The organism is Streptomyces sp. NPDC002076, from assembly GCF_053593835.1.
Map to the genome: position 1 here is coordinate 138112 of NZ_JBSFDI010000004.1, position 25433 is coordinate 163544.

22 protein-coding genes are annotated in these 25433 nt (G+C 70.5%); 16 read left to right on the plus strand and 6 right to left on the minus strand.

All coding sequences use genetic code 11. The annotated features are described in order from the left end of the window. Positions 1–57: 57 nt before the first annotated feature. The 9 genes from ftsW (at position 58) to ACWCQS_RS10350 (ending at position 8617) form a co-directional block, all read left to right on the plus strand. The gene (gene ftsW / locus ACWCQS_RS10310) at positions 58–1416 is read left to right on the plus strand and encodes a putative lipid II flippase FtsW (protein ID WP_451004032.1); all 1359 of its coding nucleotides are present in this window, start codon (positions 58–60) and stop codon (positions 1414–1416) included. A 6-nt stretch (positions 1417–1422) separates the two neighbouring features. Then, positions 1423–2514, plus strand: coding sequence for an undecaprenyldiphospho-muramoylpentapeptide beta-N-acetylglucosaminyltransferase (gene murG / locus ACWCQS_RS10315; protein ID WP_388621441.1), 1092 nt, complete (start codon positions 1423–1425; stop codon positions 2512–2514). A 63-nt stretch (positions 2515–2577) separates the two neighbouring features. Then, positions 2578–3372, plus strand: coding sequence for a cell division protein FtsQ/DivIB (locus ACWCQS_RS10320; RefSeq protein ID WP_451004033.1), 795 nt, complete (start codon positions 2578–2580; stop codon positions 3370–3372). Between the two features lie 279 nt (positions 3373–3651). Then, entirely contained in the window at positions 3652–4860 is a 1209-nt protein-coding gene (gene ftsZ, locus ACWCQS_RS10325; protein ID WP_450980681.1) for a cell division protein FtsZ, read from the plus strand. Then, positions 4857–5585, plus strand: a complete 729-nt coding sequence (gene pgeF, locus ACWCQS_RS10330) for a peptidoglycan editing factor PgeF (protein ID WP_451004034.1) — start codon at positions 4857–4859, stop codon at positions 5583–5585. Before ftsZ ends, pgeF begins: the two co-directional genes overlap by 4 nt. A gap of 6 nt (positions 5586–5591) precedes the next feature. Next, entirely contained in the window at positions 5592–6311 is a 720-nt protein-coding gene (locus ACWCQS_RS10335; RefSeq protein WP_451004035.1) for a YggS family pyridoxal phosphate-dependent enzyme, read from the plus strand. Positions 6312–6439: 128 nt separating this feature from the next. Beyond that, a complete protein-coding gene (locus ACWCQS_RS10340) occupies positions 6440–7081 on the plus strand; it encodes a cell division protein SepF (protein WP_450980678.1) in 642 nt (213 codons plus the stop codon). Positions 7082–7143: 62 nt separating this feature from the next. After that, a complete protein-coding gene (locus ACWCQS_RS10345; protein ID WP_055707297.1) occupies positions 7144–7431 on the plus strand; it encodes a YggT family protein in 288 nt (95 codons plus the stop codon). A gap of 55 nt (positions 7432–7486) precedes the next feature. Beyond that, entirely contained in the window at positions 7487–8617 is a 1131-nt protein-coding gene (locus tag ACWCQS_RS10350) for a DivIVA domain-containing protein (RefSeq protein WP_451004036.1), read from the plus strand. Between the two features lie 161 nt (positions 8618–8778). Here the strand turns inward: ACWCQS_RS10350 and ileS are convergent, their stop codons facing one another. Next, positions 8779–11922 (minus strand): isoleucine--tRNA ligase, encoded by a 3144-nt coding sequence (gene ileS / locus ACWCQS_RS10355; RefSeq protein WP_451004037.1) that lies wholly within the window; start codon positions 11920–11922, stop codon positions 8779–8781. 605 nt (positions 11923–12527) lie between these two features. On the opposite strand from ileS, the gene ACWCQS_RS10360 reads away from it, so the two are divergent. The 6 genes from ACWCQS_RS10360 to ACWCQS_RS10385 all read left to right on the plus strand — a co-directional run bounded on the left by ACWCQS_RS10360 (position 12528) and on the right by ACWCQS_RS10385 (position 18721). Continuing rightward, positions 12528–14033 (plus strand): histone H1-like repetitive region-containing protein, encoded by a 1506-nt coding sequence (locus ACWCQS_RS10360; RefSeq protein ID WP_451004038.1) that lies wholly within the window; start codon positions 12528–12530, stop codon positions 14031–14033. Between the two features lie 59 nt (positions 14034–14092). Beyond that, on the plus strand, positions 14093–14725 hold the full coding sequence (gene lspA / locus ACWCQS_RS10365; RefSeq protein ID WP_451004039.1) for a signal peptidase II: 633 nt from the start codon (positions 14093–14095) through the stop codon (positions 14723–14725). A 73-nt stretch (positions 14726–14798) separates the two neighbouring features. Further along, positions 14799–15743 carry an RluA family pseudouridine synthase gene (locus ACWCQS_RS10370; protein ID WP_055707293.1) on the plus strand — a complete coding sequence of 315 codons (945 nt, stop codon included), beginning with the start codon at positions 14799–14801 and terminating at the stop codon, positions 15741–15743. Continuing rightward, positions 15740–16207, plus strand: a complete 468-nt coding sequence (locus ACWCQS_RS10375; RefSeq protein ID WP_451004040.1) for a GNAT family N-acetyltransferase — start codon at positions 15740–15742, stop codon at positions 16205–16207. Before ACWCQS_RS10370 ends, ACWCQS_RS10375 begins: the two co-directional genes overlap by 4 nt. A 96-nt stretch (positions 16208–16303) precedes the next feature. Then, positions 16304–17890, plus strand: coding sequence for a Na+/H+ antiporter (locus ACWCQS_RS10380; protein ID WP_451004041.1), 1587 nt, complete (start codon positions 16304–16306; stop codon positions 17888–17890). Between the two features lie 90 nt (positions 17891–17980). After that, a complete protein-coding gene (locus ACWCQS_RS10385; RefSeq protein WP_451004042.1) occupies positions 17981–18721 on the plus strand; it encodes an SDR family NAD(P)-dependent oxidoreductase in 741 nt (246 codons plus the stop codon). On the opposite strand, the gene ACWCQS_RS10390 is transcribed toward ACWCQS_RS10385, so the two are convergent. Next, a complete protein-coding gene (locus ACWCQS_RS10390) occupies positions 18693–19766 on the minus strand; it encodes a mechanosensitive ion channel family protein (protein ID WP_451004043.1) in 1074 nt (357 codons plus the stop codon). The two genes, ACWCQS_RS10385 and ACWCQS_RS10390, sit on opposite strands and share 29 nt — an antisense overlap. Before the next feature lie 104 nt (positions 19767–19870). Between ACWCQS_RS10390 and ACWCQS_RS10395 the strand changes: the two genes are divergently transcribed. Further along, positions 19871–20449, plus strand: a complete 579-nt coding sequence (locus tag ACWCQS_RS10395) for a dienelactone hydrolase family protein (protein ID WP_451004044.1) — start codon at positions 19871–19873, stop codon at positions 20447–20449. Positions 20450–20455: 6 nt separating this feature from the next. Here the strand turns inward: ACWCQS_RS10395 and ACWCQS_RS10400 are convergent, their stop codons facing one another. The 4 genes from ACWCQS_RS10400 to ACWCQS_RS10415 all read right to left on the minus strand — a co-directional run bounded on the left by ACWCQS_RS10400 (position 20456) and on the right by ACWCQS_RS10415 (position 25263). Beyond that, entirely contained in the window at positions 20456–22126 is a 1671-nt protein-coding gene (locus tag ACWCQS_RS10400) for an alkaline phosphatase D family protein (protein ID WP_451004045.1), read from the minus strand. Between the two features lie 94 nt (positions 22127–22220). Continuing rightward, entirely contained in the window at positions 22221–23033 is an 813-nt protein-coding gene (locus ACWCQS_RS10405) for a DsbA family protein (RefSeq protein WP_451004046.1), read from the minus strand. Between the two features lie 132 nt (positions 23034–23165). Next, a complete protein-coding gene (locus ACWCQS_RS10410; protein WP_451004047.1) occupies positions 23166–23855 on the minus strand; it encodes a hypothetical protein in 690 nt (229 codons plus the stop codon). A 67-nt stretch (positions 23856–23922) separates the two neighbouring features. Continuing rightward, on the minus strand, positions 23923–25263 hold the full coding sequence (locus ACWCQS_RS10415) for a DUF2252 domain-containing protein (RefSeq protein ID WP_451004048.1): 1341 nt from the start codon (positions 25261–25263) through the stop codon (positions 23923–23925). Between the last annotated feature and the right edge of the window lie 170 nt (positions 25264–25433).

Sequence of the window (25433 nt, forward strand, 5' to 3'; positions counted from 1 at the left end):
AGGGACGCGTGAGGCTGATGTGGCTCGGGTTTGGTCGGCGGGTGCGAGGAGCTGGTGATGTCCGGTAGCCGTACAGGCCGTCCACCGGCTCAGCGCGCCGCCAGAAGGCCCGCGGCGCCCCGCCCGCCGCGCGAGAACTCCGTACAACGGCTCTACACTCGCGCTCGCAAGGCCTGGGACCGGCCGCTGACCGCCTACTACCTGATCGTCGGCGGCACCCTGCTGATCACCGTGCTGGGTCTGGTGATGGTCTACTCGGCCTCCCAGATCACGGCGCTGCAGCTGTCGCTGCCCGGGTCGTACTTCTTCCGCAAGCAGTTCCTCGCCGCGGTCATCGGCGGCGTACTGCTGTTCGTGGCCTCCCGCATGCCGGTGAAACTGCACCGGGCGCTGGCGTACCCGATCCTCGCCGGCGCCGTCTTCCTGATGGTCCTGGTGCAGATCCCCGGGATAGGGATGGCGGTCAACGGCAACCAGAACTGGATCGCCCTCGGCGGCTCCTTCCAGATCCAGCCCAGCGAGTTCGGCAAGCTGGCCCTGGTGCTGTGGGGCGCGGACCTGATCGCCCGCAAGCAGGAGAAGAGGCTGCTGGCCCAGTGGAAGCACATGCTGGTGCCGCTGGTGCCGGTCACCTTCCTGCTGCTCGGGCTGATCATGCTCGGCGGCGACATGGGTACGACGATCATCCTGACCGCGATCCTGTTCGGGCTGCTGTGGCTCGCGGGAGCGCCGACCCGGCTGTTCTCCGGGGTGCTGAGCGTCGCCGGGCTGCTCGCCGCGCTCGCCATCTGGTCCAGCCCGCACCGGCTGAACCGGCTCAGCTGCATCGCCGCCACCGACCCCGGCCCGAACGACATGTGCTGGCAGGGCGCGCACGGCATCTATGCCCTCGCCTCCGGCGGACTCTTCGGTTCCGGTCTCGGTGCGAGTGTGGAAAAATGGGGCCAACTGCCGGAGGCCCACACCGACTTCATCTTCGCCGTCACCGGTGAGGAACTGGGGCTGGCGGGGACGCTGTCGGTGCTCGCCCTGTTCGCGGCTCTAGGCTATGCGGGTATCCGCGTGGCCGGACGCACGGAGGACCCCTTCGTGAGGTACGCCGCGGGAGGCGTGACCACCTGGATCACCGCCCAGGCGGTGATCAACATCGGTGCGGTGCTCGGTCTGCTGCCGATCGCCGGCGTCCCTCTCCCGCTGTTCTCCTACGGAGGGTCCGCCCTGCTGCCGACCATGTTCGCCATCGGGCTGCTGATCGCCTTCGCGCGCGACGAGCCCGCTGCGCGGGCGGCGCTTGCGATGCGGCAACCTCGCTTTGGTAGAAAGCGGGCGGGAGGCTCCGGTGCCGAGCGGGGGCCTCGGAGATGGAACACGATGCGACGGCGTGCCTCGGCGGCGCGTTCGTCCGGAGAGCGGTGAATTTCGGTGCATGTCGTACTCGCCGGTGGGGGGACCGCCGGCCACATCGAGCCCGCGCTCGCCCTCGCGGACGCCCTGCGCAGGCAGGACCCCACCGTGGGGATCACGGCCCTGGGCACGGAGCGCGGCCTGGAGACCAAGCTCGTCCCGGAGCGAGGCTACGAGCTGGCGCTGATCCCGGCGGTGCCGCTGCCCCGTAAGCCGACCCCCGAGCTGATCACCGTCCCGGGCCGGCTGCGCGGCACCATCAAGGCCGCCGAGCAGATCCTGGAGCGCACCAAGGCGGACGTCGTGGTCGGTTTCGGCGGCTATGTCGCCCTGCCCGGCTATCTGGCCGCCAAGCGCCTCGGCGTGCCCATCGTGATCCACGAGGCCAACGCCCGCCCCGGTCTGGCCAACAAGATCGGCTCGCGGTACGCGGCCCGGGTCGCCGTCTCCACGCCCGACAGCAAGCTGCGCGACGCCCGCTACATCGGCATCCCGCTGCGCCGCTCCATCGCCACCCTGGACCGCGCCGCCGCCCGCCCCGAGGCCCGGCACCGCTTCGGCCTCGACCCGAACCTGCCCACACTGCTCGTCTCCGGCGGCTCCCAGGGCGCCCGCCGTCTCAACGAGGTCGTCCAGCAGGTCGCCCCGTGGCTGCAGCAGGCCGGCATCCAGATCCTGCACGCGGTCGGCCCGAAGAACGAACTGCCGCAGGTGCACCAGATGCCGGGAATGCCCCCCTATATCCCGGTAAGTTACCTGGACCGGATGGACCTCGCGTACGCCGCGGCCGACATGATGCTCTGCCGTGCGGGCGCGATGACCGTCGCCGAACTCTCCGCCGTCGGACTCCCGGCCGCCTATGTCCCGCTGCCCATCGGCAACGGCGAACAGCGGCTCAACGCCCAGCCGGTGGTCAAGGCCGGCGGCGGCCTCCTGGTCGACGACGCGGAACTCACGCCGGAGTGGGTCCAGCAGAACGTCCTGCCCGTGCTCGCCGATCCGCACCGGCTGTACGAGATGTCCCGCGCGGCAAGCGAGTTCGGCCGCCGGGACGCCGACGAGCTGCTCGTCGGCATGGTGTACGAGGCGATCGCCTCGCGCCACCACTAGCATCGGCGAGTGAGCCGAAGGGGCGCGCCCCGGAGGTGAGCCGAGCCAAGAAAGGGAGCGCGCGTGGCCGGACCGACGACCGCCGAGCGCGGTGAACGCCAGCAGGAGTCGTCCGGCCCGCCGCTCGTCCGCAGGCTCAGGAGACCGCCTCTTCGTACGATCGTCATCCTGGCCGCGCTCGCCGTGCTCCTCGGGGCCGGTGGCATCTGGGTGTTGTACGGCTCGAGCTGGCTGCGCGTCCGGCACGTCTCGGTGTCCGGCACGCGCGTGCTCACCCCCGACGAGGTGCTGGACGCGGCGGACGTACCGGTCGGGGCGCCGATGATTTCCGTCGACACCGATGGCATCGAAGCCCGACTTCGCCGGAAATTGCCCCGAATTGACACCGTTGATGTGGTCCGGTCCTGGCCCCATGGAATCGGTCTGAAAGTGACCGAGCGTACTCCGGTTCTGATTGTCCGAAAAGATCGGAATTTCATCGAAATCGACCACGAAGGTGTCCGATTCGCCACGGTTTCTCAGGCGCCGAATGGCGTTCCGGTGCTGGAATTGTCCGTCTCCCGCAGGGGTTCCGGCTCCGCGAGCTTCCGCCGCTTCGGCACCGACCGATTGGTGCGCGAGGCGGTCCTGGTCGCCGGCGAGCTGCCGGCCGCCGTGGCGGCGGACACCCGGACCGTCCAAGTCCGTTCCTACGACGACATCTCGCTGGAGTTGGCCGACGGCCGCACGGTCGCATGGGGCAGCGGCGAGAACGGTCGCGCCAAGGCGCGGACCCTCGCAGCTCTCATGAAAGCAGCTCCCGGCGCGCGGCACTTCGATGTCAGCGTTCCCACCGCCCCTGCGTCATCGGGTAGTTGACGCACATCGGCGCAGGCCAGCACCCTGGTTGGGCACTGCTACGGCTGATCACATAGGGTGAAAAGAAAAACGGGAGGTTCGGCGTGTTCGTTGAACGGGCGCCACTTGTCGACTTAGTGTCCTGTTCAGAAGACTCCAGGAAACAGACACACTGGTAACCCTAAACTTCAGGGTTAGGGTTCGGGTCGGCGTTACGGACCGTCCCATTCGGCATCTGTCGTCCCGGCGCGGGGCACCGCACGACGACGGCAACGTAATTCGAGGCGAGAGGCCTTCGACGTGGCAGCACCGCAGAACTACCTCGCAGTCATCAAGGTCATCGGTGTCGGCGGCGGTGGTGTCAATGCCATCAACCGGATGATCGAGGTCGGTCTCAAGGGCGTCGAGTTCATCGCCATCAACACCGACGCTCAGGCGCTGTTGATGAGCGACGCCGACGTCAAGCTGGACGTCGGCCGCGAACTCACCCGCGGACTCGGCGCCGGAGCCAACCCGGCCGTCGGCCGCAAGGCCGCCGAGGACCACCGCGAGGAGATCGAGGAGGTCCTCAAGGGGGCCGACATGGTCTTCGTGACGGCCGGTGAAGGCGGCGGCACCGGCACCGGCGGCGCGCCCGTCGTGGCCAACATCGCACGCTCCCTCGGCGCCCTCACCATCGGCGTGGTCACGCGCCCGTTCACCTTCGAGGGACGGCGCCGCGCCAACCAGGCCGAGGACGGCATCGCCGAGCTGCGCGAAGAGGTCGACACCCTCATCGTGATCCCCAACGACCGGCTGCTGTCCATCTCGGACCGCCAGGTCTCGGTCCTGGACGCCTTCAAGTCCGCCGACCAGGTCCTGCTCTCCGGTGTCCAGGGCATCACCGACCTCATCACCACCCCCGGCCTGATCAACCTCGACTTCGCCGATGTGAAGTCGGTCATGTCCGAGGCCGGTTCGGCCCTCATGGGCATCGGCTCGGCCCGCGGCGACGACCGCGCGGTGGCCGCGGCCGAGATGGCGATCTCCTCGCCGCTGCTGGAGGCGTCCATCGACGGCGCCCGGGGCGTGCTGCTCTCCATCTCCGGCGGTTCCGACCTCGGTCTGTTCGAGATCAACGAGGCGGCCCAGCTGGTCAGCGAGGCCGCCCACCCCGAGGCCAACATCATCTTCGGCGCGGTCATCGACGACGCCCTCGGCGACGAGGTCCGGGTCACCGTGATCGCGGCCGGCTTCGACGGCGGCCAGCCTCCGGCCCGCCGGGACAACGTCCTCGGCTCGGCCTCGACTTCGGCGGGCTCGCGCCGCGAGGAGCCTGCGGCCCGGCCGAGCGAGCCCAGCCGTCCGTCCTTCGGCTCGCTGGGCAGCGTCAAGCCCAAGGAGGAGCCGGAGCCCGTGCCCGAGCCGGTGGCCGACCTCCCGGCCGCCCCGCCGGTCCCCCCGGCACAGCGGACCTCCTACGCGGACAGCGCGGCCGAGGAGCTGGACGTCCCGGACTTCCTGAAGTGATAGGACGGCGCGAGAGCGTGAGCGGCGCGCACTTCGCCTTCACCGACCGGTGGGGCGGGGTGAGCGCCGCTCCGTATGAGGAGCTCAACCTCGGCGGCGCGGTCGGCGACGCCCCCGAGGCGGTACGGGCCAACCGGGACATTGCGGCCAAGTCGCTCGGCATCGACCCGGACCGGGTCGTCTGGATGAACCAGGTGCACGGCGCCGATGTGGCCGTGGTGGACGAGCCCTGGGGAGAGCTCCCGGTGCCGGAGGTCGACGCGATCGTCACCGCGCGCCGCGGACTCGCCCTCGCCGTCCTCACCGCCGACTGTGTGCCGGTGCTGCTGGCCGATCCCGTCGCCGGGGTCGCCGCGGCGGCGCACGCGGGCCGGCCCGGCATGGTCAAGGGGGTCGTCCCCGCCGCCGTACGGGCCATGGTCGAACTCGGCGCCGAGCCGGGCCGGATCCTCGCCCGCACCGGACCGGCCGTCTGCGGGCGCTGCTACGAGGTGCCGGAGGCGATGCGCGCCGAGGTGGCGGCCGTCGAGCCGGCGGCGCACGCTGAGACGAGCTGGGGTACGCCGGCGGTCGACGTGAGCGCCGGGGTGCACGCGCAGCTCGACCGGCTCGGGGTGTGCGACCGGGCGCAGTCGCCGGAGTGCACGCTGGAGTCGGGCGACCACTTCTCGTACCGCCGTGACCGCACCACCGGGCGGCTCGCGGGCTATGTCTGGCTGGACTGATAGGGCATGACGGACCGTAAGACCCAACTCGCCGCGAACCTGGCGAAAGTGGAGGAGCGCATCACCGCCGCGTGCGTGGCGGCCGGGCGCAAGCGGGAGGAGGTGACCCTGATCGTGGTCACCAAGACCTACCCGGCGAGTGATGTGCGGATTCTGTCGGAACTCGGTGTGCGTCACGTCGCCGAGAACCGCGACCAGGACGCGGCGCCGAAGGCCGCGGCTTGCGCGGATCTGCCGCTGAAATGGCATTTTGTCGGTCAGTTGCAGACCAACAAAGTCCGTTCCGTGGTCGGTTATGCCGATGTCGTGCAGTCCGTGGATCGTTCCAAGCTCGTCACAGCTCTGTCGAGGGAGGCCGTGCGGGCCGGGCGTGAGGTCGGCTGTCTCGTCCAGGTCGCGCTGGACGCGGGGGAGAGCGGGCGGGGCGAGCGCGGAGGTGTCGCGCCGGGCGGAATCGAAGAGTTGGCCGACCTCATCGGTGAAGCACCGGGACTGCGGCTCGACGGGCTGATGACGGTCGCTCCGCTCACCGGGGAGTACGCGGGACGCGAACAGGCGGCGTTTGAACGGCTCATGGATTTGTCGACCGACCTGCGCCGAGCCCATCCGGCTGCAACCATGGTGTCGGCAGGGATGAGTGCGGACCTCGAACAGGCCGTGGCCGCCGGGGCGACACATGTGCGCGTCGGCACTGCGGTACTCGGAGTCCGCCCCAGGCTCGGGTAACGTCGCCAGGAAGTCGGACCACAGCAGAAAATATGGTCAGTGCCTGTGAAGACGGGCACAACGACCTCGTGGATCGCGGGCACTTGGCAGTCGTCAGCCGATCCACCACAGAGCGGAGGACTCAGAGCATGGCCGGCGCGATGCGCAAGATGGCGGTCTACCTCGGCCTCGTGGAGGACGATGGGTACGACGGCCGCGGATTCGACCCCGACGACGACTTCGAGCCCGAGTTGGACCCGGAGCCCGAGCGGGATCATCGACGGCACGAATCGTCACACCAATCGCACAGTGCACATCAGTCCCAAAGGGACGAAGAGGTGCGAATCGTGCAACCGCCCGCGCCGCGCGAGCCGGTGGTCCGATCGACTTCGCTCGCCGCGGAATCCGGGCGTCCGGCGCGCATTGCGCCCGTGGCGTCCATCACACCAGAACGTCAGTCCCTAGAGAAGAACGCACCGGTGATCATGCCCAAGGTTGTGTCCGAGCGAGAGCCTTACCGGATCACCACGCTGCACCCGCGGACCTACAACGAGGCCCGTACCATCGGGGAACACTTCCGTGAGGGCACCCCGGTGATCATGAATCTGACTGAGATGGATGACACAGACGCGAAGCGACTTGTCGACTTTGCGGCCGGTTTGGTGTTTGGTCTTCACGGCAGCATCGAGCGGGTGACGCAGAAGGTGTTCCTGTTGTCTCCTGCTAACGTCGATGTCACGGCGGAGGACAAGGCCCGCATCGCAGAGGGCGGGTTCTTCAACCAGAGCTGAGACACAGGCAACCGGATCGAGGCTCGGAAGAGCATGGAACAGGGGAGAGGGAAGCGCAGACCATGAGCGTGTTCGTCACGGTGGTCCACACCGCGCTGCTGGTGTTCCTCGCCGTGCTCATCTTCCGGCTCGTGATGGATTATGTGTTCCAGTTCGCCCGCTCGTGGCAACCCGGCAAGGCGATGGTGGTCGTACTGGAGGCCACCTACACTGTCACCGATCCACCGCTGAAGCTTCTGCGGCGGTTCATCCCGCCGTTGCGTCTCGGGGGCGTGGCGCTCGACCTGTCCTTCTTCGTACTGATGATCATCGTCTACATCCTCCTCTCCATCACGGGGAGCTTCATGTGATGAGGGTGGACGATACGGTCTTGCCGACTGCCGATGACTACGTTGAGGTGAAGAGATGCCGTTGACCCCCGAGGACGTGCGGAACAAGCAGTTCACGACCGTCCGCCTCCGAGAAGGCTATGACGAGGACGAGGTCGATGCCTTCCTCGACGAGGTCGAAGCCGAACTGACCCGTCTGCTCCGCGAGAACGAGGACCTGCGCGCCAAGCTGGCCGCGGCGACCCGTGCGGCCGCGCAGAACCAGCAGAACATGCGCAAGGGCCCGCCGGAGCAGGACCAGCAGCCGCACCCGCAGCAGCAGGGCATGCCGCAGCAGGGCATGCGAGGTCCCGGCGCTCCGGTGCCCGCCGGCATATCGGGCCCGCCGCAGCAGCAGATGGGCGGCCCCATGGGTGGCCCGCCCCAGCTGCCGAGCGGCGCCCCGCAGCTGCCCGCCGGTCCCGGCGGTCAGGGCGGCCCGCAGGGTCCCGGTCCGATGGGCCCGGGTCCGATGGGTCAGGGCCCGATGGGCGGCCAGCCGCCCATGCAGCAGATGGGTGGCCCGATGGGCGGCCCCATGGGCGGCCCGATGGGCGGCCCCGGTCAGGGCCCGGGTGGCGACAGTGCCGCCCGTGTCCTCTCGCTGGCCCAGCAGACCGCCGACCAGGCGATCGCCGAGGCCCGCTCCGAGGCCAACAAGATCGTCGGCGAGGCCCGCAGCCGCGCCGAGGGTCTGGAGCGTGACGCCCGTGCCAAGGCCGACGCCCTGGAGCGGGACGCGCAGGAGAAGCACCGCGTCGCGATGGGCTCCCTGGAGTCCGCCCGCGCCACGCTGGAGCGCAAGGTCGAGGACCTGCGCGGCTTCGAGCGCGAGTACCGCACGCGCCTGAAGTCGTACCTCGAGTCCCAGCTGCGCCAGCTGGAGACCCAGGCCGACGACTCCCTGGCCCCGCCGCGCACCCCGGCGACCGCGTCGCTGCCGCCGTCCCCGGCGCCCTCCATGGCTCCGGCCGGCGCCCCGTCCTACGGTGGCAACCAGACGATGGGCGGCAACCCCGGTCCGTCCGCCCCGTCCTACGGCGGCCAGCAGCAGATGACCCCGGCCATGACCCAGCCCATGGCCCCGGTCCGCCCGCAGGGCCCGTCCCCGATGGGGCAGGCACCCTCGCCGATGCGCGGGTTCCTGATCGACGAGGACGACAACTGAGCACCGGGCACTAGTACGACAACGGCGTCGGCAGCGCTCAACAGGGCGGGCCCCCAGGACTTCGGTCCCGGGGGCCCGTCCTGTTTACGCGGGTTGAGTGAAGAAACAGAAGGGCCCGGCCTCCGAGACGGAGACCGGGCCCTTCGCAGCGGGTTCGGCGCTTACGCCTTCCGCAGCCGGAACGTGAGAGACAGCCCCTCGTCGGTGAACGGCTCACCAAAGCTGTCGTCGCCCTCGCCCTGCTGGAAGTCCGTCGACAGAACCTCCTCGGCGATCAGCTCACTGTGCTCGGCGAGCGCGGCGACCACCGCGGGGTCGGTCGAGCCCCAGCGCAGAGCGATCCGGTCGGCCACGTCCAGGCCGCTGTTCTTGCGGGCCTCCTGGATCAGCCGGATCGCGTCACGGGCCAGGCCCGCCTGCCGCAGCTCCTCGGTGATCTCCAGGTCCAGCGCCACCGTGGCGCCCGAGTCGGAGGCCACGGACCAGCCCTCGCGCGGGGTCTCGGTGATGATCACCTCGTCGGGAGCGAGAGCCACCGTCTCACCGTCGACCTCCACCGAGGCCGTGCCCTCCCGCAGTGCGAGGGAGAGCGCGGCCGCGTCGGCGGCGGCGATCGCCTTGGCCACGTCCTGCACCCGCTTGCCGAACCGCTTGCCCAGCGCGCGGAAGTTGGCCTTGGCGGTGGTGTCCACCAGGCTGCCGCCGACCTCGGACAGCGACGCCAGCGAGGAGACGTTCAGCTCCTCGGTGATCTGCGTGTGCAGCTCCGGGTCCAGGGACTCGAAGCCGGTCGCGGCGATCAGCGCGCGGGACAGCGGCTGACGCGTCTTGACGCCCGACTCCGCGCGCGTGGCGCGGCCCAGCTCCACCAGTCGGCGGACCAGGACCATCTGCTTCGACAGCTCCGGGTCGATCGCCGCCAGGTCCGCCTCCGGCCAGGAAGCCAGATGCACGGACTCCGGCGCGCCCGGGGTCACCGGCACGATCAGGTCCTGCCACACGCGCTCGGTGATGAACGGCGTGATCGGCGCCAGCAGCTTGGTGACCGTCTCCAGCACCTCGTGCAGCGTGCGCAGCGCGGCCTTGTCGCCCTGCCAGAAGCGGCGGCGCGAACGGCGGACGTACCAGTTGGACAGGTCGTCGACGAACGCGGACAGCAGCTTGCCGGCCCGCTGGGTGTCGTACGCCTCCAGGGACTGCGTCACCTGGTCGGTGAGCGCGTGCAGCTCGGACAGCAGCCAGCGGTCCAGCAGCGGGCGCTCGGCCGGGGCCGGGTCGGCCGCGCTGGGCGCCCAGTCCGACGTACGGGCGTACAGCGCCTGGAAGGCCACCGTGTTCCAGTACGTCAGCAGGGTCTTGCGGACGACTTCCTGGATGGTGCCGTGGCCGACCCGGCGGGCCGCCCACGGGGAGCCGCCGGCCGCCATGAACCAGCGCACCGCGTCCGCGCCGTGCTGGTCCATGAGCGGGATCGGCTGCAGGATGTTGCCCAGGTGCTTGGACATCTTGCGGCCGTCCTCGGCCAGGATGTGGCCCAGGCAGACGACGTTCTCGTACGACGACTTGTCGAAGACCAGCGTGCCGACGGCCATCAGCGTGTAGAACCAGCCGCGCGTCTGGTCGATCGCCTCGGAGATGAACTGCGCCGGGTAGCGGCTCTCGAACAGCTCCTTGTTCTTGTACGGGTAGCCCCACTGCGCGAACGGCATCGAACCCGAGTCGTACCAGGCGTCGATGACCTCCGGCACGCGCGTGGCCGTCTTGCCGCAGCCGTCGTGGCGGCAGGCGAAGGTGACCCCGTCGATGTACGGCCGGTGCGGGTCCAGGCCCGACTGGTCGGTGCCGGTCAGCTCGGTCAGCTCCGCGCGGGAGCCGACGCAGGTGAGGTGGTCGTCCTCGCAGCGCCAGATCGGCAGCGGGGTGCCCCAGTAGCGGTTGCGGGACAGCGCCCAGTCGATGTTGTTGTTCAGCCAGTCGCCGTACCGGCCGTGCTTGACCGTGTCCGGGAACCAGTTGGTCTTCTCGTTCTCCTGGATCAGGCGGTCCTTGATCGCCGTCGTGCGGATGTACCAGGACGGCTGCGCGTAGTAGAGCAGCGCGGTGTGGCAGCGCCAGCAGTGCGGGTAGCTGTGCTCGTACGCGACGTGCTTGAAGAGCAGGCCGCGCTGCTGCAGGTCCGCGGTGAGCTTTTCGTCCGCCTTCTTGAAGAAGACGCCGCCGACCAGCGGGACGTCCTCCTCGAAGGTGCCGTCCGGGCGGACCGGGTTCACGACGGGCAGGCCGTAGGCGCGGCAGACCTTGAGGTCGTCCTCACCGAAGGCGGGGGACTGGTGGACCAGACCCGTGCCGTCCTCGGTGGTGACGTAGTCGGCGTTCACCACGTAGTGGGCCGGCTCCGGGAACTCCACGAGCTCGAACGGACGTTGATACGTCCAGCGCTCCATCTCGGCGCCGGTGAAGGTCTGGCCCGTGCTCTCCCAGCCCTCGCCGAGCGCCTTGGCGAGCAGCGGCTCGGCGACGACGAGCTTCTCCTCGCCGTCGGTGGCGACGACGTAGGTGACCTCCGGGTGCGCGGCGACCGCCGTGTTGGACACCAGGGTCCAGGGGGTCGTCGTCCACACCAGGAGCGCGGCCTCGCCGGCGAGCGGACCGGAGGTGAGCGGGAAACGGACGTACACGGACGGGTCGACGACCGTCTCGTAGCCCTGCGCCAGCTCGTGGTCCGACAGGCCGGTGCCGCAGCGCGGGCACCAGGGGGCGACGCGGTGGTCCTGGACCAGCAGGCCCTTGGTGAAGATCTCCTTCAGCGACCACCAGACCGACTCCACGTACTCGGGGTCCATGGTCCGGTACGCGTCGTCCAGGTCGACCCAGTAGCCCATGCGGGTCGTGAGCTCGGCGAAGGCGTCGGTGTGCCGGGTCACGGACTCACGGCACTTGGCGTTGAACTCGGCGATGCCGTACGCCTCGATGTCCTGCTTGCCGGAGAAGCCCAGCTCCTTCTCGACTGCCAGCTCCACGGGCAGGCCGTGGCAGTCCCAGCCGGCCTTGCGGGCCACGTGGTAGCCGCGCATGGTGCGGAAGCGCGGGAAGACGTCCTTGAAGACGCGCGCCTCGATGTGGTGGGCGCCGGGCATGCCGTTGGCGGTGGGCGGGCCTTCGTAGAACACCCATTCCGGGCGGCCCTCGGACTGCTCCAGGCTCTTGGCGAAGATCTTCTGCTCGCGCCAGAAGTCGAGCACGGCGTGCTCAAGAGCGGGCAGGTCGACCTGTGCGGGCACCTGGCGGTACGTCGGCGCTGTCATCTGCGAGCATCCTCCAACGGACTTGCTGCCTTCCGTCGGAGGGACGAGAGCCTTCGATCCTGCCTACGCCGTCTGCGGCGCGCTCCCGCGGTACCACCCTCCTTGGCCCTCCGCCACGCCCTACGCGCCGGTGAGCCCCCTCATTGGGGTCGCGAAGCCGGCTCTACTCACCGTGGCCTGCTGGCTGTGGCTTTCTTCCGGCGGCTCCGGGGTGATCTTCACGTCGCGCTCGCCCCCGGGCTCACACCGTCCCCGGGTCGCTCTGGGCTGCGTACGCCGCTACTCGTCCCCATCCACGCTTTTCGCTCCGCCCAGTGTACGGCGCCGCGCGGACAGCGGCCGACCGGTTTTCCGCGCGGTGCGGCCGCCGGCCGCGTGACGGTCCGGGATGACCCGAATGGCCAGGTGGCGGGCGCCCGGGTCCGGGCGGGCCCGGGCCGGCGGATTACCCGGCGGGGAGCTGGGCACAACGGATGCAGGCCCGCTGCGCGGGGAGTGCGGGCGGGCGAATCGGGCGGTGCGCCCCGTTGCCGCGGGACTCAAGTCGATTTATCGTCCCAGCACGATTCGCGAGCAACATCACAGTATGTGAAGGGGTCGCGGCCATGGTGGCGAAAAGGACCGCCGTACAGCAGCCGGCGACCGGCCGGCGCGGGGGCGCGATTGCCTCCGGCGGCGAGGCCAAGGCAGTGGACGGCAGGAAGCGGCCGACCGCGGGGAGGGGCGCGCAGCCGGCCGTGAGGAAGACGGCGCTGAGGGCGACGTCCGTGAAGCAGCCGGCCGCCGGGAAGTCGGCCGCGCGGAAGACCGCGGCGAGGGACCCGGCCGCCGAGGAGAAGGCGCCCAGGAAGTCCGTGGACAAGGCGCTGACGGCCGAGGAGGAGACCGCCGTCAAGAAGACGGCCGCCAGGAAAACCGCCGCCAAGAGGACGGCCGCCGACAAGTCGGCCGCCGAGAAGTCGGCTGTCAGGAAGTCGGCGGGCAAGGAGGCGGCTGTCGAGGAGGCGGCTGTCAGGAAGTCGGCGGGCAAGGAGGCGGCTGTCGAGGAGGCGGCTGTCAGGAAGTCGGCGGGCAAGGAGGCGGCCGCCGAGAAGTCGGCTGTCAGGAAGTCGGCGGGCAAGGAGGCGGCCGCCGAGAAGTCGGCTGTCAGGAAGTCCGCGGGCAAGGAGGCGGCCGCCGAGAAGGCGGCGGCGGGGGAAGAGACGGCCAGGAAGACGGCGGCCGGGAAGACGGCGGCCGGGCCGGCCAAGAAGGCCACCGGAAAGGAGACCGCCGACAGGCAAACCGCCGCCAGGGAGAGGCAGGCCAAGAAGGCGGTTGCCGAGAAGGTCGTCGGCGAGAAGACGTCGGCCGAGAAGACGTCGGCCGAGAAGACGTCGGCCCGGAAGGCGGTCGCCGCGGACGGGGTGGCGGTGGCGGCCGAGGCGGCCCCGAAGGAGCCGGTGGCAGAGAAGTCCGCTGGAAAGAAGCCGGCGGCGAAGGGAGCGGCGCAGGAGACGGCCGGCAAGAAGGCGCCGGCCCGGAAGGCCGGCGGCAGGAAGGCGGCCGCGAAAGGCGCCTCCACGGAGGCGGCCGACACGAGCAGGGCCAAGAAAGCGGGCGCGGCGCGGGCCGCGGAGCAGACGGGAGCCACGACAGTGGTTGCGAAGAAGACTCCTGGCACGGCCACGGCGGAGACCGCCCTTCCCAAGGCGCGAGTCGGCGCGGCGGAGCCCGGCGAGCTGGCGGTGCGCCCCGGTGAGGACCCCTGGACCCCGGAAGAGGTCGCCGAGGCCCGTGCCGAGCTGCTGTCCGAGGTGGAGCGGCTGCGCACCGAGATCAGCTCCTCCGAGGCCTCCCTCGCGGGCCTGATGCGGGACTCCGGGGACGGCGCCGGAGACGATCAGGCGGACACCGGCACCAAGAACATCACCCGCGAGCACGAGCTGGCGCTCGCCGCCAACGCGCGCGAGATGCTGGTCCAGAACGAGCACGCCCTGGAGCGGCTGGACGCGGGCACCTACGGCCTGTGCGAGAACTGCGGCAACCCCATCGGCAAGGCCCGGATGCAGGCCTTCCCCCGGGCCACGCTGTGCGTCGAGTGCAAACAGAAGCAGGAACGCCGCTCCTGACTGTGCGGGGCCGTGCCGTAGTCTCGTCCTCAGTCAGGCACCTAGGTTGAGGGACTCACGTGGCAGAGGCGGAGCGCATCATCGGTACGCCGGACACCCCGGACGACGGCGGCGAGCGGACGGCTGCGGCCGGCTCCGGTGCGTCCACCCCGGCCGCCGCGTCCGGCGCGGGCGGGCATGAGGCCCCGGCCGAGGCCCGGAGTGGTCGTGGGCGCCGGATCGCCCTGCTGTTCGCGGTGGCCGCGTTCGCTTACGCCCTCGATCTGATCAGCAAGCTGCTCGTGGTCGCCAAGCTGGAGGGCCATGAGCCGATCAGGCTGGTCGGGGACTGGCTGGAGCTGAACGCCACCCGCAACCCGGGTGCGGCCTTCGGCTTCGGCGCGGCCTTCACGATCATCTTCACCCTGATCGCCGCGGCCGTGATCGTGGTGATCATGCGCCTGGCCCGCAAGCTCTACAGCTACCCGTGGGCCATCGCGCTCGGCCTGCTGCTCGGCGGCGCCCTCGGCAACCTGACCGACCGGATCTTCCGGTCGCCCGGCGTCTTCGAGGGCAAGGTCGTGGACTTCATCGCGCCCAAGGGCTTCGCCGTGTTCAACCTGGCCGACTCGGCGATCGTGTGCGGCGGCATCCTGATCGTCCTGCTGTCCTTCCGGGGCCTGGACCCGGACGGCACCGTTCACAAGGACTGAGGCCAGGGCCGTCCACAGGCGGTTTTCCACAGGCTCGTGCGGGCCGCTGCCACCCGTCCGGCATACTCGACGGGTGAGCACGATTCCCGAGATCCGTACCCTGCCCGTGCCCGACGGCCTGGAGGGCGAGCGCGTCGACGCCGCCATCTCCCGCATGTTCGGCTTCTCCCGCACCAAGGCGGCGGAGCTGGCCGCGGCCGGCAAGGTCCAGGTCGACGGCACGGTGGTCGGCAAGTCCGAGCGGGTGAGCGGCGGCGCCTGGCTGGAGGTCGAGATGCCGCAGGCGCCCGCGCCGGTGCAGGTCGTCGCCGAGCCGGTCGAGGGCATGGAGATCGTGCACGACGACGAGGACGTGGTCGTGATCGTCAAGCCCGTCGGCGTGGCCGCGCATCCGTCGCCGGGCTGGAGCGGCCCCACCGTCATCGGCGGTCTCGCCGCCGCCGGGTACCGGATCTCCACCTCCGGCGCCGCCGAGCGCCAGGGCATCGTGCACCGCCTGGACGTGGGCACCTCGGGCCTGATGGTGGTCGCCAAGTCGGAGCGGGCATACACCTCGCTCAAGCGCCAGTTCAAGGAGCGCACGGTCGACAAGCGCTACCACACCCTGGTCCAGGGCCACCCGGACCCGACGAGCGGCACGATCGACGCGCCCATCGGCCGCCACCCGAACCACGACTACAAGTGGGCGGTCACGGCCGACGGCAAGCCCTCGGTGACGCACTACGACCTCATCGAGGCCTTCCGCGCCGCCTCCTTGCTGGACGTGAAGCTGGAGACCGGCCGCACCCACCAGATCCGCGTCCACATGTCCGCCCACCGCCACCCCTGCGTCGGCGACCTCACCTACGGCGCCGATCCCACCCTGGCCAAGCGGCTGCGCCTGACCCGCCAGTGGCTGCACGCCGTGCGCCTCGGCTTCGAGCACCCCGGGGACGGCCAGTGGGTGGAGTTCGAGAGCGCCTATCCCGAGGACCTGCAGAAGGCCCTCGACCAGGTCCGCGAGGAGACGTACGCGTGAGCGCGCCCTACACCGTCCGGGTCGCCGAGGACCCCGCCGATCGCGAGGCCTGCTTCGCGGTCCGCAAGGAGGTCTTCGTCCGCGAGCAGGGCGTCGACGAGACCATCGAGTACGACGCCTACGATGCGGTCGCCGTGCATGTGCTCGCGGTCCGTGAGGACGGTGTGCCGCTCGGCACCGGGCGGCTGCTGCACGGCGAGGCCGCGGCGGCGAAGACCGGCGGGGACGCCTCGGTGGGCTCCCTGGGGCGGCTCGCCGTCACCCGTGAGGCCCGCGGGCTGGGCGTCGGCGTGGCCCTCGTGCGCGCCATCGAGGAGGCGGCACGCGCGCGTGGCCTCACCGCGGTGGACCTGCACGCACAGACCCACGCGCTGGGCTTCTACGAGGGGCTCGGCTACGCGGCGTACGGCCCGGAGTTCCCCGACGCCGGCATCCCGCACCGGGCGATGCGCCGGGAGCTGTAGAAGCCCGCGCAGCGCCCTGCGGCGGCAGGCGTCCGGGTTGGTCGGATGGCAGGCTGGAGGCCTGCCGTGTGACCGTCGACCCCCGGAGCGCCGGCCGTGGATCAGTTGGCTCTGCTGTTCGTCCTGCTCCTCGGGGCCCTGGTCAGCGTCCCGGTGGGGGACCGGTTCGGGGTGCCGGCGCCGGTACTGATGACCCTGTTCGGCGGCGCCCTCGCGGTGGCCGACTTCGTGCCGAACGTGAACATCCCGCCCGAGCTGATCCTGCCCGGGCTGCTTCCGCCGTTGCTCTACGCCGCCGTGCGGCGCACCTCCTGGCGGCAGTTCGCGGCCAACGTCCGCCCGATCCTCCTGCTGGCCGTCGCGCTGGTGTTCGTCACGATGGTGTGCGTGGCGTTCGTCGCCGGCGCGATCGTGCCGGGACTGCCGATCGCCGCCACCTTCGCGCTCGGCGCGCTGATCGCCCCGCCGGATCCGGTCGCCGCGACCAGCGTCGCCGGGCAGCTCGGGCTGCCGCGCCGCCTGGTGTCGATCCTGGAGGGCGAGGGGCTCTTCAACGACGTCACCGCCATCGTGCTGTACCACGTGGCGATCGCCGCCGTCGTGAGCGGCTCGTTCTCGGCGTGGCGGGCCGGGGTGGACCTCGTGCTGTCCGCCGTCGTCGCGGTGGCCGTGGGCCTGGTGCTCGGCTGGGGCGCGAACAGGCTCATGGACCTGCTGGGCGATCCGACCCTGCAGATCGGCATGACCCTGCTGGTGCCGTACGCCTCCTATGTGCTCGCGGAGAAGCTGCACGGCTCCGGGGTGCTCGCGGTGCTCACCACCGCGCTGTTCCTCGCCGAGTACGCCACCGACGCCGACGACGTGATGACCCGGCTGGCGGGGCACACCTTCTGGGACATCATCGACACCCTGGTCACCGGTGTGGCGTTCGGGCTCATCGGCCTCGAACTGCACAACGCCATCCGCACGGCGCAGGGGCGCTGGGGCGAGCTGCTGGGCTGGGCCGCCGCCGTGGTGGGCGTGGTGATCGTCGTACGGCTGGTGTGGCTGCTGCCGGCGACCTGGCTGACCAAGCGGCTGCACGCGCGGCGGGACTACGACGAGGAGATCCCGGTCAGCTGGCGGGAGACCGTCGTGATGTGGTGGTCCGGAATGCGCGGGGTGGCCTCGGTGGCGCTGGCGCTGGCCATCCCGCTGAAGACCGACGCCGGCTCCCCGTTCCCCGACCGCGACGAGATCGTCTTCATCGCCTTCGGGGTCATCATCGTCACGCTGGTCCTGCAGGGGCTCACACTGCCGTCCCTCGTGCGGTGGCTCGGGGTGCGCGCCGACTCCGAGCGGGAGAAGGAGTTCGAGAAGGAGCTGGCGGTGCGGGCCACGAAGGCGGCCAAGCGCAGACTCCGGGAGATCGAACAAGTGGAGGACCTGTCCGAGGAGCTGTCCGAGCAGATGCTGCGGCGTGCCTTCGACATCGGGATCCGGATCAGTCCCGACATGGGGGAGGAGGAGCGGCGGGAGGCGCAGCACCAGCGGGCCAAGCGGCTCAGGCGGGTCCGGAACATCCAGAACGAGATGCTGAGCGCGGCGCGGCACGAGGTGCTGGCGGCGCGGAGCGAGCCGGGGGCGGATCCGGAGATCGTCGACCGGGTGCTCAGGCATCTCGACGTGCGCAGTTTGCGGTGAGCTGAGCCCTGTGCATGAAAAGTCATATGAACATGGCGTACCTGTGGATAAATACCGGCATCGTCGGCCGATCACTCCTACTCTCGGATCATGACTCGCAACATCGTGATCAGTGGTGGCGGTACGGGCATCGGGCTGGCGACGGCGCAGATGTTCGCGGCGGACGGCGACCGGGTGCTGTTGCTGGGGCGGCGCGCGGAGGTGCTGGAGAAGGCCGCGGTACCCGGCTCCCTCACCTATGCGGCCGATCTGACGCAGCCGGCGGACGTACGGGGCGTAGCAGAGTTCGTCGCCCGGGAACTCGGCACGGTCGACGTGCTCGTGCACAGCGCCGGAGGCGCCGGGGGCCAGCATCCGCCGACCGGTGCTGAGGACCCTCTGGAGCAGGTGGCCCATGCCTGGACCGACAACTTCCGGCTCAATACCCTGACCGCCGCTCTGCTCACGGAAGCCCTGAAGGACCGGCTCGCCGAACCGGGCGGGCGGGTGCTGTTCATCTCGTCCATCGCCGCCTACCGGGGTTCCGGCAGCGGCGCCTACGCGGCGTCCAAGGCCGCGCTGCACCCGTACGCACACGATCTGGCCCGGCAGCTGGGACCGCACGGCATCACCGTGAACGTGGTCGCGCCGGGCTTCGTCGAGGACACCGAGTTCTTCGGGGACTCGATGGACGAGGCCCGGCGGGCGCAGCTCATCGCCGAGACCTCGACCGGACGTGCCGGGATACCGGGAGACGTGGCCGCGACGCTGCACTGGCTGGCCTCGCCCGGCGCCGCGCACGTCACCTCACAGGTCATCCAGGTCAACGGCGGTGCGGAACGCGGACACTGACGGGCTCCGCGGGCGGCCGCACCGCATCGGCGGTGTTGACCCGGGGCAGCGCGTAGGGGTGCTCCGCCGCCAGCCAGGTGATCATCTGCTCGCGGACCGTGACCCGCACCGTCCAGATGTCGTCGGCGTCCTTCGCGGTCATCAGGGCCCGCACCTGGACGGTGTTGGGCGTGCTGTCCGTCATCACGAGTCCGTAGGCGCGGCCGTCCCAGGCGGGGCTCTCGCGCAGGATGTCGCGCAGCTTCTCGCGCATCGCCTCGATGGGCGCGCTGTGGTCCAGGTGCCAGAAGACGGTGCCGGTCATCTGCGGAGTGCCCCGCGACCAGTTCTCGAAGGGTTTGGAGGTGAAGTACGACACCGGCATGGTGATACGGCGCTCGTCCCAGGTCCGTACCGTCAGAAAGGTCAGGGTGATCTCCTCGACCGTGCCCCACTCGCCGTCCACGACCACCGTGTCGCCGATGCGCACCATGTCCCCGAAGGCGATCTGCAGTCCGGCGAACATGTTGGACAGGGTCGACTGGGCGGCGACACCGGCCACGATGCCGAGGAGGCCCGCCGAGGCCAGCAGCGAGGCACCGGCCGCGCGCATCGCCGGGAACGTCAGCAGCATGGCGGCGATCGCCACGACGATGACGATCGCCGACACCACCCGCATGATCAGCTCCACCTGCGTGCGCACCCTGCGCACCCGGGCCGGATCCCGGTGCGCGCGGGCGTAGCGGCTGTAGGTGGTCTCGACGATCGCCGCGGCGATGCGGATCACCAGCCAGGCGGCGGAGCCGATCAGCACCAGTGTCAGCGCCCGGCCGATGCCGACCTGGTGCCGCTCCAGCAGCTTCGCCTGGTCGTAGGACCCGCGGAGCAGGGCGGCGCAGAGCACGAGCTGGTAGGGGATGCGGCCGCGGCGCAGCAGCTCCCACAGCGGTGAGTCGTGGTCGCGTTCGTCGGCCTTGCGCAGCAGCCGGTCGGTGGCCCAGCCGATCGCCAGCGTGAGCAGCACTGTCCCGCCGAGCACGATCACAGGGCGGACTAGGTTCTCCATGCCCCCGCTTCTAACCGGTGCCTCGCGGACATGAACATGTGAGTTCCGCGTGTTCGCGGGTACGGCGGCTCCGGCGATCTCGCCCCGGCTGGCACCATGGCCTCATGAACATCATGCTTTTTCACTCGACCTACGGCCTCAGGCCCGCGGTGCGCGAGGCCGCGGACCGGCTGCGCGCGGCCGGACACGAGGTGTGGACGCCGGACCTCTTCGAGGGGCGCACGTTCGACACCGTCGAGGAGGGCATGGAGTTCAAGGAGTCGCTCGGCAAGGAGGAACTGCTGAAGCGGGCCGTGCTGGCGGCGGCCCCCTACTCGGACCGCGGACTGGTGTACGCCGGGTTCTCGCTCGGCGCCTCGATCGCCCAGACCCTCGCCCTCGGCGACGACAAGGCGCGCGGGCTGCTGCTTCTGCACGGCACGTCGGACATCGCGCCGACGGCGCAGGTGGACGAGCTGCCGGTGCAGCTGCATGTGGCGGAGCCGGATCCGTTCGAGACGGACGACTGGCTGACCGCCTGGTATCTGCAGATGGGCCGCGCCGGAGCCGACGTGGAGGTCTACCGCTACGCCGGTGCCGGGCACCTCTACACCGACCCCGGGCTGCCCGACTACGACGCCGAGGCCGCCGAGGCCACCTGGCGGGTGGCGCTCGGCTTCCTCGACGGCCTGCAGTCCGGATAGCCGCCGCTACACCGGGTCGTAGGTCCGCTCGACCTTCTGCGTGCCGCTGCGGGTGCGGTAGGAGCGCACCCACTGGGAGGTCGCGTTCTGGTCGGTGCGGTCGGACAGGACGTAGTAGTCCATCTGCGCGTGGTCGGCGGTGATGTCCAGCACGCCGTAGCCGTGCCGGTCGGTGTCCACCCAGTGGACGTGCCGGTTGGCGACCTCGATGAGCGGCGCGGCGACGGCGGAGACCGTGCCCTCGGGGACCTTGACGATGTCGTCGAGGTTGTCGGAGGTCACCGAGGTGATCACGAACTCGGTGGCCGCCGACGGCGACAGCGGATAGGTGCCCGCGTCCACCGGCACGTCGTTGGCCCAGGACATGTGGATGTCACCGGTGAGGAAGACGGTGTTGCCGATGCCGTTCGAGCGCAGGTGGTCGAGGAGTTCGCGGCGGTCGTGGGTGTAGCCGTCCCACTGGTCGGTGTTGACGCCGATGCCGTCCTGCGGCAGATCGAGCAGCTTGGCGAGCGGCTTGAGGAGGTCGGCGGTGAGGGAGCCGATGACGAACGGCGCGATCATCACCGAGTTGCCGACCAGCCGCCACTTGGTGTCGGAGGCCTTCAGCCCGGCCTTCAGCCAGTCGAGTTGGGCCCGCCCGGTGATCGTGCGGTTCGGGTCGTCCACTGAGCCGCTGCCCGCGGACGCCTGCTGGGAGCGGAAGGAGCGCAGGTCCAGCAGGGACAGGTCGGCGAGCTTGCCGAAGCGCAGCCGCCGGTAGGTGGTGCCCTCGATCGCGGGGCGGACCGGCATCCACTCGAAGTAGGCCTGCTTGGCGGCCGCCTTGCGGGCGGTCCACGTGCCCTCGGCGCCCTCGGTGTGGTTGACCGCGCCGCCCGACCAGGCGTTGTCGGCGAACTCGTGGTCGTCCCAGATGGCAACGACCGGCGCCTTCAGATGCAGGGCCTGGAGGTCGGGGTCGGTCTTGTACTTCGCGTGCCGGATCCGGTAGTCGGCGAGCGTGATGATCTCGTTGGCCGGTGCGTGCGGGCGGACGACCGTGCCGCGCGCCGCGTACTCGCCGGACTTGTACTCGTAGATGTAGTCGCCGAGGTGCAGCCAGGCGTCCAGGTCGCTGCGGGCCGCGAGATGGCGGTAGGCGGCGAAGTAGCCGGCCTCCCAGTTGGCGCAGGTGACCACGCCGAAGCGGAGGTTCGGCACCGTCGCGTCCGACGCCGGCGCGGTGCGGGTGCGCGCCACCGGGGAGTCGGTGCCGCCGGCCGAGAAGCGGAACCAGTAGTCGGTGGCCGGCTGCAGGCCGCGGACGTCGGCCTTCACGGTGTGGTCGGAGGCGGCGGTCGCGGTCACCGAGCCCTTGGCGACGATGCCGGTGAACGCCTTGTCCCTGGCGACGACCCAGCTCACCTCGGTGTCCGGGCCCACCCCGGAGCCGGGTACGGCGTCGGGGGTCGGGGTCACCCGGGTCCACAGCAGGACGCCGTCGGGCAGCGGGTCACCGGAGGCGACACCGTGCAGGAAGGCGGGGGCCTGGTCGGCGGCGCGCGCCGGAAGGGAGGCGGCGAGCGGGCCGGCCAGCGCAGCGGTCGCCGCCGCGGCCTTGATGACCGTACGGCGGCGGGGCGAGAGAGAGTTGAGGCCTTCGGCGGCCGAAAGTGATCTTTTTCGACTGGTCACGACCGGTCAGGTTACTGACCGGTACGCACACAAGAGCGGGCGAACTCCAATGTTCGCCCGCTCTTCACGGGAAGGACGGATTCCGCCCGGGGCGTCAGCCCTTGAGCGCCGCGTCGATGGCCTTGTCGAATTCGGCCACGGTCATGGGCGGGTTCTTGCCGTCGGCGCCCGTCAGCGTCTTGCCGTCCATCTTCAGGGTCGGGGTGCCCTGGATGCCGTCCTTGTCGAAGATCTTGGACTCCTCCAGCGCCCACCGGTCGTAGGTGCCGTCCTTCACTGCCTTCTGGAACGCCGCGTTGCCCTTCAGGGCGGGGACCGTGTCGGCGATCTTGATCAGATAGGCGTCGTCCTTGAACTTGTCGTCGTTCTCGTCGGGGTGCCACTTCGTCGAGTACATGGCGGACTTGTACTCGAGGAACGCCTCCGGGCTGACGTTGAGCGCGGCGCCGAGGGCGCTCAGCCCGTTCTTGGAGCCCACACCGGGCAGGTTCTTGTCGAGGAAGGTGGCACCGACGTACCGGAGCTTGAACTTGCCGTCGTCTATGTCCTTCTTCACGGTCGAACCGACCGTCTGCTCGAACTGCGCGCAGACCGGGCAGCGCGGGTCCTCGTAGATGGTGAGGGTCTTCTGGGCGGTGCTCTTGCCGATGACGACGGTCGTGCCGTCCGCGCCCGAGGTGTTGGCCGGCTTCACGAGCGGCTTGGTCTTCGCGGCGTCCCAGCCGGTGGGCGTGTTCGCCTGGACGACCGCATAGCCGATGCCGCCGGCCGCGGCCAGCACGGCCACGACCGAGGCGGCCACGATGACCTGCCGCTTCGCCTTGTCGCGCTTGGCCTGCCGCTCGCGCTCCTCGCGCAGCCGCTCCCGCGCCGCCGTCTTCGCCGTCTGGCTGTTCCGCTTGCTCATATTGGTGATCTCCGTGTGGGACGCGCACATGCCGTACGCGGGATACGTGTGGGGGACTGGGTGTGCTCAGATGCCGTCGCGCAGACGCGCTCGATGGGCGCTGCCCGGTCGGCGTCGCTCAGGTGGTGCCGCTCAGCCGGCGGCGAGGGCGGGCGAGCACGGCGGTCCACGCCGTCCCAGAGAGTGCACGAGAAGCCGGTCGCGGGCGGCGGCCCGGCGCGGGGCCGGGCGCGGCAGCCGGCGCGCCGGGGTCAGCCGGACGGCGACCGCGGCGACCGCGAGCAGCAGCGGCCGGAAGGTGGTGGCGGCGACCGCGCGCAGCAGCTGCATCAGCGCCCGCTCGCCCCGGCGCAGCCAGGCGGCGGCGAGCAGACCCACGACGACGTGCGCGGCGAGCAGCAGCCAGGCCGCCACCGGGCTGGCGTGCGCGAGCAGCGCCCCGGGACGGCCGTGGGCCCCGGTCATCTGGGCCAGCGGGGAGCCGACGGCACCGCCCTGGCACAGCACGTCGAAGCCGAACGCGTGCAGGGGGCCGGCGACCGGGCCGCCCGCCCTGCCGTAACAGGTGTTCTGGCCGGTGGTGAACACCGTGTCGGCGGCCAGTTCCAGCGGGATCAGCAGGGCCGCGATCCGGCCGAAGCCACGCTCGCGTCCCGCCAGCGCATACGCGGTGGCGAACACCGCGGTGGCGACCGCGAGCACGGTCGCCACCGGCAGCGGGGCCCGGGACAGCAGCACGTGCGACGCGGTGCTGAGCGTCACGACGACAGCCGTGAACAGCGCCGCGCGCACGGTTCTGAGCTGGATCCCGGGTATGTCCATAGCGAGAGAAAGTCTGGCACGTAGCCGAGTAAGGGACCCTTAAAGGGTGCCTGTGAGTACGGGAAGGTTACAGCCCCGGAATCCGGCCGTTGCGGAACAGGTCGACGAAGATCTGGTGGTCGGCACGCGCGCGTGCGCCGTAGCCGTGCGCGAAGTCCACCAGGAGGGGCGCGAAGCCCTCCTCGTCGGCGGCGATGGCCGCGTCGATGGCCCGCTCGGTGGAGAACGGCACCAAGGACTCGCCGGAGGTGTCGTCCGCCGCCGCGTGCATGGTCGCCGTGGCCCGGCCCAGGTCGGCGACGACCTGCGCGATCTCCTCCGGGTCGTCGATGTCGCCCCAGTCCAGGTCGACGGCGTACGGCGAGACCTCGGCCACCAGCTGGCCCGCGCCGTCCAGCTCGGTCCAGCCCAGCCACGGGTCGGCGTGCGCCTGCAGGGCGCGCTGGGAGATCACCGTGCGGTGGCCCTCGTGCTGGAAGTAGCCGGCGATGGCCGGGTCCGTGATGTGCCGGGACACGGCCGGGGTCTGGGCCTGCTTGATGTAGATCACGACGTCGTTCTCCAGGGCGTCGCTGTGGCCCTCCAGGAGGATGTTGTACGACGGCAGGCCCGCCGAGCCGATGCCGATGCCGCGGCGGCCGACGACGTCCTTCACGCGGTAGGAGTCCGGGCGGGCCAGGGAGGAGTCCGGCAGCGTCTCCAGGTAGCCGTCGAAGGCCGCGAGGACCTTGTAGCGGGTGGCCGCGTCCAGCTCGATGGAGCCGCCGCCCGGCGCGAAACGGCGCTCGAAGTCCCGGATCTCCGTCATCGAGTCCAGCAGCTCGAAACGGGTCAGCGAGCGGGCGGCGCGCAGGGCGCCCAGCAGTGGGCCCTCGGCGGTGTCCAGGGTGAACGGCGGCACCTCGTCGCTCTTCGCGCCGGTGGCCAGGGCGTGGATCCGCTCGCGGTACGCGCCCGCGTAGACGCGCACCAGCTCGGTGATCTGCTCGTCGCCGAGCGCCTTCGCGTACCCGATGAGCGCGATCGACGCCGAGAAGCGCTTCAGGTCCCAGGTGAAGGGGCCGACGTAGGCCTCGTCGAAGTCGTTGACGTTGAAGACCAGGCGGCCGTTGGAGTCCATGTACGTGCCGAAGTTCTCCGCGTGCAGATCACCGTGGATCCACACGCGCGAGGTGCGGTCGTCCAGAAATGGACCACCGCGCTTCGAGCCGAACTCCTTATTTGCAGTCAGGTCGTGGTAGAAGAGGCACGCCGTGCCCCGGTAGAACGCGAACGCCGAGGCCGCCATCTTCCGGAACTTCACCCGGAACGCGGCCGGATCGGCGGCCAGGAGCCGGCCGAAGGCGGTGTCGAAGACGGCGAGGATCTCCTCGCCGCGCTGCTCGTCGTTGAGCTGGGGGAACGACATCGCTGGGTGCCTCCTGGTGCTTTCCGTGCATACCTGTACGACAGCGTTTCTGCCGTCTCCAACGGGCGACGCCACGCGGGAGTGCCCGGTTCCCGCATGAAGGTACGCAGGGATCCCCCGCCTGTGTCAGTCCCGGGGCATAGACTTCGACGCTGACCCCAGAACTGTCC

Excerpts from the sequence above, each read along its gene's own strand:
- ACWCQS_RS10395 (WP_451004044.1), top strand. The coding sequence starts at position 19,871 with ATGAACATCATGCTTTTTCACTCGACCTACGGCCTCAGGCCCGCGGTG.
- ACWCQS_RS10415 (WP_451004048.1), bottom strand. The coding sequence starts at position 25,263 with ATGTCGTTCCCCCAGCTCAACGACGAGCAGCGCGGCGAGGAGATCCTC.
- ACWCQS_RS10390 (WP_451004043.1), bottom strand. The coding sequence starts at position 19,766 with ATGGAGAACCTAGTCCGCCCTGTGATCGTGCTCGGCGGGACAGTGCTG.
- ACWCQS_RS10335 (WP_451004035.1), top strand. The coding sequence starts at position 5,592 with ATGACGGACCGTAAGACCCAACTCGCCGCGAACCTGGCGAAAGTGGAG.
- ACWCQS_RS10345 (WP_055707297.1), top strand. The coding sequence starts at position 7,144 with ATGAGCGTGTTCGTCACGGTGGTCCACACCGCGCTGCTGGTGTTCCTC.
- ftsW (WP_451004032.1), top strand. The coding sequence starts at position 58 with ATGTCCGGTAGCCGTACAGGCCGTCCACCGGCTCAGCGCGCCGCCAGA.
- ACWCQS_RS10385 (WP_451004042.1), top strand. The coding sequence starts at position 17,981 with ATGACTCGCAACATCGTGATCAGTGGTGGCGGTACGGGCATCGGGCTG.
- ACWCQS_RS10410 (WP_451004047.1), bottom strand. The coding sequence starts at position 23,855 with ATGGACATACCCGGGATCCAGCTCAGAACCGTGCGCGCGGCGCTGTTC.
- ACWCQS_RS10360 (WP_451004038.1), top strand. The coding sequence starts at position 12,528 with ATGGTGGCGAAAAGGACCGCCGTACAGCAGCCGGCGACCGGCCGGCGC.
- ACWCQS_RS10405 (WP_451004046.1), bottom strand. The coding sequence starts at position 23,033 with ATGAGCAAGCGGAACAGCCAGACGGCGAAGACGGCGGCGCGGGAGCGG.
- ileS (WP_451004037.1), bottom strand. The coding sequence starts at position 11,922 with ATGACAGCGCCGACGTACCGCCAGGTGCCCGCACAGGTCGACCTGCCC.
- ACWCQS_RS10340 (WP_450980678.1), top strand. The coding sequence starts at position 6,440 with ATGGCCGGCGCGATGCGCAAGATGGCGGTCTACCTCGGCCTCGTGGAG.
- ACWCQS_RS10350 (WP_451004036.1), top strand. The coding sequence starts at position 7,487 with ATGCCGTTGACCCCCGAGGACGTGCGGAACAAGCAGTTCACGACCGTC.